Origin of the sequence: Sphingobacterium chuzhouense (genome assembly GCF_014692525.1) — a bacterium.
GTDB lineage: Bacteria > Bacteroidota > Bacteroidia > Sphingobacteriales > Sphingobacteriaceae > Sphingobacterium > Sphingobacterium chuzhouense.
Map to the genome: position 1 here is coordinate 1,086,104 of NZ_JACNYL010000002.1, position 12,514 is coordinate 1,098,617.

Sequence of the window (12,514 nt, forward strand, 5' to 3'; positions counted from 1 at the left end):
GATTCGGACGAATAGCTTTAAAAACAATATTATGGATTATCGGCAGTATTATTGCCCTTCTGCTATTGATTATTTTACTTATACGAATGCCAGCGGTTCAAAACTATGTGGTTGGCAAGGTTACGAACTATCTGGAAAACAAGATTGGGACACCGGTCGATATCGGATATATCAATATCACTTTTCCTAAAAATTTAGTGTTGGAAAATGTCTATTTTGAAGACCAATCCCAGGATACATTGATTGCTGGAGAAAAATTATTGGTAGACATTAATATGTTTAAACTGTTGAAAAATACCGTGGAGATACAGCAGTTGGAATTGAAGGGTATTACTGCCAAAATAAACAGAACGCTTCCTGATAGTAGTTTTAACTTTGACTACATTGTCGAAGCCTTTGCTTCTGAAGAGGAAAGCACGACAGATGCCGATACTACCTCAGCCCTTGTTTTCGATATTAATGATGTACTTTTTGAACGGATTCATTTTGTTTACAACGATGATGTTATCGGAACGAGCGCCGATATTAGGCTGGAACACTTTGACACCAAAGTCAAAAAATTTGACCTATCCAATAATATGGCGTTTTCGATGCCGGATATTAAATTAGACGGACTAACCGCGCTGATTAAACAGTGGGCACCGGCATCCGAAGCAGAAGCTCCGTCGGCAGAAGATTTCGGTATTAAAGATGCATCTGTTGAGGAATCTTCCTTACTCCCAGACCTCGAGATAAAAAAACTGGACTTAAGCAACATCTTTGTAGCTTATCAGGATTCCTCTTCCGCCATGGATACCCATTTTGAAATAAAGAAATTAGCGGCCGACATCAAAGAACTAGACCTAAATAAAGAGATTGCACGCTTAGGCGATGTTACGCTGGATGAAACCGATGCCCAAGTCTTCATGGGAAAAACGGCATCTGCTACTACCGTGAGCACCGATACTACCGCTTCTGCCGACAGCAGTTCCGTAAATTGGATTGTTTCGGCCGACCGATTAGCAATCAACAAAACAAACGTTTGGTTTAAAGACGATAACCAACCGCGTATGAAAGGGTTTGATTATTCGAACATTAAAATCAGTGACTTTCTGGGTGAATTAGAGGACTTATACTATTCTACCGACTCTATTTCCGGATCGTTAAAAAATCTCTCGATGGCAGACCATTCAGGATTTGCTATCAAAAAGCTACAAGCAGATTTTGTCTATCATAATACGGGGGTGGAAATTCGGAATTTTATTGCACAAACACCAAAAACGACTATCCGGGATTATATCAAACTGTCATATCCGTCACTAGATGCCTTAACAGAAGATCCTAGCCAAGTTCTCGTAGAAGCTAACATCAAACAATCCACACTTGATATGAGCGATATTCGCTATTTCGTGCCGGATCTGGATACGATGGAAGTTATGAAACCACTCCTGGCACGCTCCTTTTATATCAATGGAAGTGTAAAAGGCAGGATGAATGACCTCACTATTCCAAACATTGAGTTCAAGACGCTCGATCGCACACACTTGATAGCAAGTGCTGTTATTAAGGGGCTTCCTGATACAGACAAGCTCTACATCGATTTGAATTTGAAAAAGTTTACAACCGGCAGAGCGGATATAGAGCGCTTGGTTGCTAAATCCATGATGCCCGATAGTTTGCAACTTCCCAATGCTATAAGTCTGTCAGGCACATTCAAAGGAGGAATGTCGGGTTTCGATGCCAACATGAGTCTGGTAACAGAAAAAGGAAATGCAACCGTTAATGGCAACATGCAAATGGGGGCAGATACCACTTACAACGCTTATGTATCCATCGATGACTTGGATATCGGGAACATTTTGAATCAAGATTCTGTTTTGGGAATTATATCCGCAGAGGCAAATGTGAGCGGACAGGGACTAAACCCACAAAACATGGTCGCCTCCGTACAAGCACGTTTGAATCACCTCGATGCGATGGGGTATAGATATCATGATATACAATTAGATGCAGATGCAAAGGGTGGCGATATTAATGGTACGCTAAACAGCCCTGACCCTAACCTAAAACTCAATTTAGATTTCGCTGCAGATATGCGTAATACCTATCCAAAGGTAAACGCGACGCTGATGATCGACAGTGTGAATTTGAAAAATCTAAAATTGATGGAAGACGAGTTCCGCTATCACGGAAAGATTGTTGCTGATCTGGAAACGGCTGATCCAGATTTCCTAAATGGCTCTATCATCGTCTCTAACTCAGCTATTGCTTATAATGACGAACGCTACACATTAGATAGCATCTCGTTAGTGGCGTCCGCAGATACCAGTAGAAGTATGCTATTGCTACGATCTGAATTTCTCAAAGCCCATATGGTTGGCAAATACCAGCTGACAGCGTTGGCTCCAGCTATACAGGATGTGATACAACAATATTACAACCCCAGTGGTGCACCACAGGACACGACATCCTATACTCCACAGAGCTTCGAATTCAGTGCTACACTCAATCATTCCCGCCTTATCCGTGAGTTCCTGCCTACGTTGGAAGAAATGCGCGATATCACACTTGACGGCGCCTTCAGTAGTGAATCAAAAAGCTTCATGGCAAAGCTGGTAGCACCCAAGATTCTGTATGATGGTATGCTCATCGAAGATATCGGTGTAGATCTTACAACCGCTGACAGTGCCTTATATTATTCCGCGCTCATCCAAAAGATTAAAGTAAACGATATCGAGCTTAACAACACCGTGCTAAGTGGTGATGTGATGGATAATAACGTATCATTAGGTTTATGGATAAAAGATAAGGAGGACAAGGAGCAATATCATCTCGGAGCGAAGATGCAGGTAGCCGACAATAATTTTATTTTTACACTAAATGAGGATGGTTTAAAATTAAACTACGACACGTGGAATATCGATCCGAGCAACCGCATCGGTTTCGGTCAAAATGGAATCCATGCTTCTAATTTCCGGTTGGCGAATAACGGACAGGAGTTGTTGGTTCAATCACAAGATTCTACATTAAACGCGCCTATCGACGTATCGTTTAACAACTTTAGAATAGAGACTTTTACGCAGATGTTAGAATCTGAAACACTAAACTTGGGTGGTGGTATTAATGGTACGGCAACGGTGTCCCGTTTAGAAAGCAGCCCGGTATTCGTTTCTGATTTAACGATCGATAGATTTTATTTCGGAAAAGATACGGTAGGAAATATTTTGGTCAAAGTCGATAATATAAAGCAGAACACGTTCTCTGCCGATGTTAAAATTGAAGGCAACGGCAATGATGTACAGTTACTAGGTGATTTCATCAGCCCGCCGGATGGCCCTGCTACGTTGAATGCCACCCTCTCTTTGAAACCTATGAAGATGACGACTATCCAGGCATTTAGCTTAGGTTATCTGGAGGATTGTGCAGGTGATTTGACTGGTGATCTGAAAATATCCGGTACAGTAGATGCGCCGAAAATCAATGGTGGACTCACGTTCCAAAATAGCAAACTGAATGTCGCCATGTTGAATGCTGATTTCCTTATGGACAATCAAACCATCTATTTCAACAATCAAGGCATACAGTTTAAGAAGTTTGAGATTAAGGATCTGCGTGGAAATACGACCCTCCTAAACGGCTCTATTCGTACAGCAACTTATACCGATTTCGATTTTAATCTGAATCTGACGATGAATGACTTTGCTGCAGTCAATTCTACAAGGGAAGACAATGATTTATTCTTCGGGCAGTTGTATTTAACGTCAAATCTCCGTATCCGTGGAAACTTAGATCAACCACGTGTGGATGGTGACATTACGGTAAACGATAAGACAGATTTTGTATTCGTGGTTCCGAATGACGATCCGGGAGTTGCGCAACGGGATGGTGTTGTCAAATTCGTAAACCGAAGCGATACTGCCGCTGCCAATGTCTTCGCACGCTTGGATTCGCTGACCACAGCAAGTCAGCTCTCGGGAATGGATATAGCACTCAATCTATCCACTGACCGTGAAGCTAAATTTAAAGTGATATTAGATGAGGGTACACAAGACGCACTTAACGTCCAAGGTGTAGCGGAGCTAAATGCTACTATCGATGCCAGCGATAAAATCACGATGTCTGGGACATACACCGTAGAAAAAGGAGATTATACCTTTTCTCTAGGCCCTATTTCAAAACCATTCACTTTCCAAAAAGGAAGTACGATCACGTGGAACGGCGATCCACTGGACGCTCGTTTGGATATTACAGCTATTTACAGGAATCGTTTTGCTACGCTGGAGCTGGTGCAATCCCAGATTGGAGCAGAAAGTCAAAATCTCTATAAACAACGTATTCCTTTTGACGTAAAACTTATTCTAACGGGCGAGCTTTTCAAACCAGAAATTAATTTTGACATTGATCTGGACGAAAACAACGCCATTGTGTCGCAGGATGTTGTAAGCAAAGTTAATATTGCATTGGCGAGCATACGCGAAGATCCGGCCGAACTGAACAAACAGGTATTTTCATTGATTGCACTTGGTCGCTTTATGTCGGCTAACCCGTTCGAAAGTCTTTCGGGTGGCGGCGGAGCGGAAGGTATGGCACGGAGCACAGTGAGTTCATTCTTAACAAGTCAGTTGAATAATATGGCTTCTGACTTAATCAAAGGTGTGGAACTGGACTTCAACTTACAGTCGGAAGAAGATTACCTGTCTGGAAGCGCAGAAACACGAACAGACTTAAACGTAGGCATATCAAAAATGCTATTCGATGATCGCTTAAAAATTACTATTGGCTCTAATTTTGAAGTGGAAGGAAATACACGTCCAGGCGAAAAAGCATCTAATATTGCGGGAGATGTTTCGCTAGACTATCAACTTTCTAAAGACGGTCGCTACTTTGCACGTGTATATCGGAAAAATCAATACCAAGCGACCTTGCAAGGACAATTTGTCGAAACAGGTATCGGTTTTATCATTACGATGAGTTATGATAAATTCAAGGAGTTGTTTATGAGTTCGCGGGCATTGGAGCAATATTATAATACGGATAGCAAAGGCTTCCGTCGCCGTTTCGATGTGGAGCGCATGGAATCCGACTCGGCGTACCGTGATAGTGTCCGCATAGTCATTCGGGATAGCTTGATGAAAAACAGTCCGGAGTTCCGTAAACGTTTTGAAGAACGTCAGAAAAACGAAGAATTAAAACGTCAAGAAAACCACACGGACAGTTCAACAACCGATACACGGACAGATTCTACACAACGCGCTATTCGCAAAGAAGAAGTAGAGGAACAAGAAGAACAGGAAACAGAACGTGAACAAAAAGATTCAACGAACACAAAAATAGATGCGACACCAAATGCCGTCAGAGACGATGAAGAAGAAAGGGGGCCACATGAAAATTAATCAACACACTATTGTGGCAGGTATGGTTTCACTAATTTTCGCAGCAAGCTGTAATCCTACGAAATATCTTGCGGAAGACGAAAAGCTCTATAATAAAGGCCATGTAGTGATTCATCAAGATAGTATCCCGGAAGACAGGAAAGAGGCATTTGAAGCTCATCTCGAAGATATGCTACGCCCGAAGCCAAATAAAAAGATTTTGGGTATCCGGTACAAGCTCGGGCTCTATAATATGGGTGGCGGGCCAGATTCGACCAATAGTTTTATCAAAAGGTGGCTAAAAAAGCAGGGCGAAGAACCTGTTCTGCTTAGCGATGTAAACCGTGAGTATAACGAAACGCTTCTGCGCAGCCGGATGGAAAATCTTGGTTTTTTCAACGCTTACGTTACTTCTGATACGACAATAGATGGTAAGTTTGCAGAGGTAACCTACGATGCATTTCCTGGGAGTATCTACCGCATCGCTAAGATCAATTTTGAAGTGGATTCGGCTAAACAGCTTGGTAGAGATATTTTAAGTACCAAAGAGCATACCCTATTAAAGCCGAAAAGCCCATATAACCTTGATGTTATTCTAAATGAACGCGATCGTATCGATAATGACTTGAAAAATAAAGGATATTATTACTTCTCTCCTGACAATATCTTGCTAGAAGTAGATAGTAGCAAAGGAAGTAACGAAGTAGACATGTATGTCACTGTTAAACCGGAAACTCCCGAGAAAGCCCGACAGCCACAAAAAATAGGAAATGTTTATATTTATCCTAACTATGAGCAGACGTCTGCGGGTCTCCAATTGGCACGCCCACGACGTGCCGAGCTATTTGATAACAGATACTATATTATCGATCCGGAGAATACATATCGAAAAAAGGTATTGGCGAACCATATTTTTTTCAATACGGGTCAGACCTACAATCGGTGGGACCACAACTTGACTATCAGTCATCTCGTAAATCTAAACGCATTTAAGTTTGTAAAAAATACATTTGTCGATAGTCCAGACTCTGCGAATACCTTAGATGTGTATTATCACCTCACCCCTATGGAACGCAAATCGATTCGTTTCGAGGTGTTGGGAAAAACAGCAGCCGTATATAATGGTACAGAAGCAAATGTCAACTGGACATTGCGTAATGCATTTAAAGGCTTTGAAACGCTAAGCTTGACCGTATTTGGTGGGTATGAAACCCAAACTGGCGGAAGCGTCAACTTGAACTCCAGTTATATACGTTATGGTGCGGAAGTAGGTGTGGTGTGGCCACGTTTATTATCTCCCTATAAATGGGCACCTGCACAACGGTATATACCAAAAACCTATGCAAAGGTGGGTTATGAGTTTTTAAATAGAAGAAACGCCTACACGCTCAATTCGTTGTCTATAAATTATGGTTATAACTGGAAAGAAAATGAACAAAAACAGCACGATTTAGCTGTTGCCGAAATTATCTACGTACAGCCTCGTAATATTTCAGACGAATATAGGGCACAAATGGACACAGTTCCTACGCTTCGACACATTGTGGACCCACAATTTTCTTTTGGTCCTAACTACTCCTATACTTTTACCAATTCTATGGAGTCGTCTCGCAAACATACCTTTTATGCCAAAGCGGGCTTAAATACCTCGGGGAACGTATTAGGATTGATTCAAGGAGCAAACTATGACGAAGGCCCGAAAGAGATTTTCGGAACACCCTACGCACAATTTGTCAAAGCGGAAGCTGATTTTCGCCATTATATGAAATTGACGCCTAACTCGCAACTCGCTTCCAGAATTATGGTAGGTATGAGTCATTCGTATGGGAATTCCCGTTCTCTCCCCTATTTAAAGCAATTTTTCACTGGCGGTCCTAACGGATTGCGCGCTTATCGCGCCAGAGCAGTCGGTCCCGGATCTGCTTACCCCGAAAATTTGGGTGAAAACAATTTCTTTGCCGATCAAACAGGTGATTTCAAACTGGAACTTAATACAGAATACCGGGCACAGATAGCCGGTATGTTACACTGGGCCGCTTTTATAGATGCGGGAAATATATGGCTGCAGCGAGAGGATGAAAACAAACCTGGTGGGAAATTGTCTAAGGATTTTTATAAAGAATTGGCGGTAGGTACAGGTTTGGGATTACGTCTTGATTTGGATTTCTTGATTATTCGTACCGATTTCGCAATCCCCGTACGTGTACCGTATCGGGATCCTGGAGATCGTTGGGTATTCAAATACATTGACTTTCGAGATAGGCAATGGAGACGCGAAAACTTTGTATTTAATTTAGCTATCGGTTATCCGTTCTAATTTCTTTTATCTTTGCTCTCTTTTCCGTACATTTATCTACACATCAATTCTACACCAACAACAAAGGAGATAAAAATATGCAAAGGAAAATAACGGTTATTGGAGCAGGGGCTGTAGGTTCAACTACAGCAGACAATCTTGTACGACGAAACATCGCAGAAGAAATTGTATTGTTGGATATTAAGGAAGGTGTTGCCGAGGGTAAGGCTCAGGATATGATGCAAACAGCAGCTCTCTTGGGATTTGATTCTACCATCAAAGGGGTCACCAACGATTACACACAAACAGCGGGTTCGACAGTAGCTGTCATTACTTCCGGTATGCCGAGAAAACCAGGAATGACGCGCGAGGAACTAATCGGCACCAATGCCGGTATTGTCAAATCGGTCGTGGAGAATTTAGTGAAACATTCCCCGGACATTATCATCCTTATTGTGTCCAACCCGATGGATACCATGACCTATCTTTCATTAAAATCGAGCGGTCTCCCTAAAAATAGAATTATAGGCATGGGCGGCGCATTGGATTCAGCACGTTTCAAATACCAAATTTCCCAAAAGCTACAGGCGTCAGCAAATGATTTAAATGCTATCGTAATAGGTGGACATGGTGATACTACGATGATTCCATTGATACAGCACGCTACGTGGAACAGCATTCCCGTAAGCAGTTTCTTAACGCAGGAAGAACAAGACGATATTGTCAAAAAAACAATGGTAGGGGGTGCTACATTGACAGCATTGATTGGTACTTCCGCTTGGTATGCGCCAGGAGCAGCAGCAGCGGCTATGGTGGAAAGTATTGTACGTGACCAAAATAGGCTATTTACAGCATCTGTATTCCTAGAGGGGGAGTACGGCGAAGAAGACATCAATATAGGCGTACCTGTCATTATAAACAAAAAAGGTTGGGATCGCATTGTCCCATTGGAACTATCGGAAGAGGAAAAAACATTGTTTAAAAATAGTGCAAATGCCGTAAGAAATATGAACCAAGTATTGAAAGATAGTAATATCATATAACACACTTTTTTGCATGGGTTTTATTTTTATATATTTACACCCATGCAAAAAATTCCGTTAGAAATATTGGAACTACAAGGCGATGGTTACCATATATTGATTGATGTTTGTTTATTTGACCAACCTTTTAAAATGGTGCTGGATACCGGAGCATCAAAAACCGTACTCGATAAAACCACTCTCCTACAATCGGGTATTCCGGAAGAAAAAATCGAAAACACCAATATCATCTCGACGGGATTAGGTACAAATTCTATGGAAAGTTTTATATTGGAGCTACCAACTTTCGAGATAGGCAACTGGAAAATAAAGAAATTTATTACAGCCGTACTCGACTTGAGTGCTGTTAATTATGCTTATCAACAGATGAACTTACCTCCTGTCATCGGTGTATTGGGCGGAGACATTCTGGTATCGTATGCTGCTCGGATTGATTATAGAAAACAACTTTTAACCTTACGGGACCGTAAAGTAAGTTGAGATGGGATATGTTTTTGAGTTTAAAATCAATATTTTTCCATTTATTATTCTTCTGCGGCCCCCTCATCGCTTTCCCATTTGATGCATTATCGCGGGACTCACTTTCAGTTGATACCGCACATAAACTAAATGGCGCGGGTCGATTTGTACATCACTTGGGAGTAGAACTTCGTCCGGGTTATGTATTACCTAATGTACCATTTTACGCGGGAGTTAATCAACAACGAAAACCTATTCAAAACGCATTATCGGGGCACATCAAATATGCCTTTCGATTCCCAAATGGATCATTGGGCGACCAAATTTATGCCCATACCTATCAAGGAATAGGCGTGTCTTTCTATAGTTTCGGTAACCAGCGAGAATTGGGTTCTCCTAAAACGATGTATTTCTTTCAGCGTTCCAATATCACACAATTCAACACAAGCCTAGCTTTAGATTATGAATGGAATTTTGGCTTATCGACCGGCTGGAAACCACACAATTTTGAGCACAATCCTTATAATGTTGCGATCGGCTCGAAGACCAACGCCTATCTAAATGCCGGACTTTATTTAAGATGGACATTAGCGCAACGTATGGGTTTGACAACCGGTATAGATTTCACTCATTTTTCAAACGGTAACACCAACTTTCCCAATGCGGGACTCAACATGCTAGGACTAAAAATTGGTGTTTTATATGATTTCCGAAAAAAAGACCCCATCGGAAAGCCCGCTAGAATTCCCGATTCTTTGCTCACACAATATCCTAAACATATCAACTATGATTTAGTTTTTTTCGGATCATGGCGACGAAAAGGAGTCGAAGTTATGGGACAACCTGTCCCTTCGCCACATCAATATCCGGTTTTGGGAATGTATTTTGGTCCGATGTACAATTTTAGCTATAGGTTTAGGGGAGGCGTTTCTATTGACGCTGTATATGACGGCAGCGCAAACGTTTATACTAAAAATTATTTTTCGGCCTCCGCAGAAGAAAAGTTTTTTAAACCATCTATAGATAAACAGCTGGCATTAGGCTTATCGGCAAGAGCCGAATATATCATGCCGATTTTTACTATTGGTATCGGCCTGGGTGGTAATGTACTTCATAAAGGAGGAGACCTCCGGGGTACTTATCAGACATTTGCTCTTAAAATAGCAACTACCAAAAATTCATTTTTGCATATTGGCTATAATTTGAAAGATTTCCACGAGCCAAATTATCTAATGTTAGGTCTAGGTTACCGATTTAAAAATAAAGCACCGTCGCTATTATATTGATAAATATGTTATATTTTTTTAAACAATCTCCGATGAATATGTAGCCGTAAATAGGTATAAAAGCTCAATGCAATGACGATACCTGCTGCGCCCATTACATAGAGTGTACTTTTAATTCCAATATATTCAGCCATTGCTCCTACCAACAGTGTTCCAATCGGGGCAACGCCTTGAAAAGCCATTACATAATAACCTATTACCCTAGCACGATAGCTTGGAACAGCATGCGTCTGGATATACGTGTTAATGGAAGAATTTTGCATCATCATGGCAAACGCCACCATCATAGTGAATGCCAAAGCTAATGGCAGGAAACGCGCAAATGCTAATAAACAAAGTGCTGTCCCCATTAAAAAAGCAGAAAATAAAACACGATACCGGAGATTTTCACCCGTCTTTAACCTTGCCATATTGATGGCACCGATCATTGCACCAAAACCTGCTGCGCTTTCAAACCAAGAGAATGTTGATTCGTCTCCCAAAAAAAGATCTTTTGCCACTGCCGGCAATAAAGACGTATAGGGAATAACGAATAAACTCGAAAAGACCAATACGACAATCAACGAAGCAATATGTGGGGAACGCCGTAAATAGCTAAACCCTTCTATAAGTGCCCGCCAGTTGCTTTCCTTTATCAGTTTCGATGGATCTTCTGTCACACGCATCAGTAGCAGACATATAATAACGGGGACAAAACTAATAAAGTTGATGCCGAAGCAAACAAATTCCCCATACTTGGTCAACAGAATACCGCCAATGGCAGGCCCTACCATCCTCGCCGCATTGAAGATGGAAGAGTTTAAGGCGATGGCATTGGGCAAATCCCTTTTATTATCTACGAGCGATATCATCAATGATTGGCGGCCAAGCACATCAAAAGCGCTGATGACGCCTTGTAAAAAACCTAACATAGACAAGATAAAAACAGTTTGCAGCTGCAATCCCACGACCAAAGTCAATACACCTGCTTGTATCATTAATCCTATTTGGGTAAGAAATACCAATTTGTATTTCCTATGCTTATCAACAAATGAACCGACAAACGGAGAAAGAATCAGTGAAGGAAGCAGGGCGATAAATTGTACAAAACCCAACCAAAAAACAGAGTTTGTCATTTCGTAGACCATCCAACTGATAGCGATTCGCTGCATCCAAGTACCTAAAAGTGATATGGCTTGGCCAATGACATGTAATCGAAAATTAGGATAAGAAAGCGATCTAAATATATCCATGAACGGCAAAAAATGTTTTGATTAAACTCAATCAGATTGAGATAATATAATTACTTTTGTAACATACATACGTATATTATGTTTTAAATATTTTAAATCACTATAAAACAATCTATTAAACATGAAGTTTTTTATCGATACCGCAAACCTTGCTCAGATCAAAGAAGCCCAAGATCTAGGCGTGTTGGACGGCGTAACCACGAATCCCAGCCTAATGGCAAAAGAGGGTATCAGTGGAGAAGAGAATGTAATTAATCACTATAAAGCCATCTGCGATATTGTTGATGGTGATGTCAGTGCGGAAGTTATCTCCACGGATTTTGACAATATGGTCAAAGAAGGTGAAGCATTGGCTGCCTTGAACCCAAAAATTGTAGTGAAAGTTCCAATGATCAAAGATGGCGTTAAAGCTATCAAATATTTCAGCCAAAAAGGTATCAAAACGAATTGTACACTTGTATTTTCTGCTGGTCAAGCTTTATTGGCTGCCAAAGCAGGAGCTACGTATGTTTCACCATTTATCGGCCGGCTGGACGATATATCAGTAGATGGTCTAGCATTAATTGAAGAAATCCGTTTAATTTACGATAATTACGGTTTTACAACACAAATCTTAGCCGCATCTGTTCGCCATAGTGCGCATATATTAGGATGTGCAAAGATTGGAGCAGATGTGATGACAGGACCGTTATCCGCTATCGTATCTTTATTAAAACATCCATTAACAGACAGTGGATTGGCGCAATTTTTAGCCGACCATGCGAAAGCAGCAGGAAAATAAAAATATTTCCTATGTTTTTAAAGCCTCTCCAAAGACCGTTTGGAGAGGCTTTTTTATTTTTTGATC

Annotated in this window: 7 protein-coding genes; 6 read left to right on the forward strand and 1 reads right to left on the reverse strand. The window is 41.1% G+C overall.

Annotation, left to right across the window (positions count from 1 at the left end):
- Nucleotides 1–86: 86 nt before the first annotated feature.
- The 5 genes from H8B21_RS11040 to H8B21_RS11060 all read left to right on the forward strand — a co-directional run bounded on the left by H8B21_RS11040 (nt 87) and on the right by H8B21_RS11060 (nt 10,435).
- A complete protein-coding gene (locus H8B21_RS11040) occupies nt 87–5,372 on the forward strand; it encodes a translocation/assembly module TamB domain-containing protein (protein ID WP_223814966.1) in 5,286 nt (1,761 codons plus the stop codon).
- Nucleotides 5,341–7,668: a translocation and assembly module lipoprotein TamL gene (gene tamL / locus H8B21_RS11045; RefSeq protein WP_223814967.1), complete on the forward strand. Its 2,328-nt coding sequence runs from the start codon at nt 5,341–5,343 to the stop codon at nt 7,666–7,668. Before H8B21_RS11040 ends, tamL begins: the two co-directional genes overlap by 32 nt.
- A gap of 77 nt (nt 7,669–7,745) precedes the next feature.
- Nucleotides 7,746–8,690: a malate dehydrogenase gene (locus H8B21_RS11050; RefSeq protein ID WP_190313805.1), complete on the forward strand. Its 945-nt coding sequence runs from the start codon at nt 7,746–7,748 to the stop codon at nt 8,688–8,690.
- 42 nt (nt 8,691–8,732) lie between these two features.
- Nucleotides 8,733–9,170 carry a retropepsin-like aspartic protease gene (locus tag H8B21_RS11055; RefSeq protein WP_190313806.1) on the forward strand — a complete coding sequence of 146 codons (438 nt, stop codon included), beginning with the start codon at nt 8,733–8,735 and terminating at the stop codon, nt 9,168–9,170.
- Nucleotides 9,171–9,184: 14 nt separating this feature from the next.
- The gene (locus tag H8B21_RS11060; protein ID WP_223814968.1) at nt 9,185–10,435 is read left to right on the forward strand and encodes an acyloxyacyl hydrolase; all 1,251 of its coding nucleotides are present in this window, start codon (nt 9,185–9,187) and stop codon (nt 10,433–10,435) included.
- Nucleotides 10,436–10,443: 8 nt separating this feature from the next.
- Here the strand turns inward: H8B21_RS11060 and H8B21_RS11065 are convergent, their stop codons facing one another.
- On the reverse strand, nt 10,444–11,667 hold the full coding sequence (locus tag H8B21_RS11065; RefSeq protein ID WP_190313808.1) for an MFS transporter: 1,224 nt from the start codon (nt 11,665–11,667) through the stop codon (nt 10,444–10,446).
- A 121-nt stretch (nt 11,668–11,788) separates the two neighbouring features.
- Between H8B21_RS11065 and fsa the strand changes: the two genes are divergently transcribed.
- Entirely contained in the window at nt 11,789–12,448 is a 660-nt protein-coding gene (gene fsa, locus H8B21_RS11070; protein WP_190313809.1) for a fructose-6-phosphate aldolase, read from the forward strand.
- Nucleotides 12,449–12,514 lie beyond the last annotated feature (66 nt).

Coding starts and splice junctions, on each gene's coding strand:
- H8B21_RS11065 (WP_190313808.1), bottom strand. CDS start 11,667: ATGGATATATTTAGATCGCTTTCTTATCCTAATTTTCGATTACATGTC.
- H8B21_RS11050 (WP_190313805.1), top strand. CDS start 7,746: ATGCAAAGGAAAATAACGGTTATTGGAGCAGGGGCTGTAGGTTCAACT.
- H8B21_RS11040 (WP_223814966.1), top strand. CDS start 87: ATGCCAGCGGTTCAAAACTATGTGGTTGGCAAGGTTACGAACTATCTG.
- fsa (WP_190313809.1), top strand. CDS start 11,789: ATGAAGTTTTTTATCGATACCGCAAACCTTGCTCAGATCAAAGAAGCC.
- H8B21_RS11055 (WP_190313806.1), top strand. CDS start 8,733: ATGCAAAAAATTCCGTTAGAAATATTGGAACTACAAGGCGATGGTTAC.
- tamL (WP_223814967.1), top strand. CDS start 5,341: ATGAAGAAGAAAGGGGGCCACATGAAAATTAATCAACACACTATTGTG.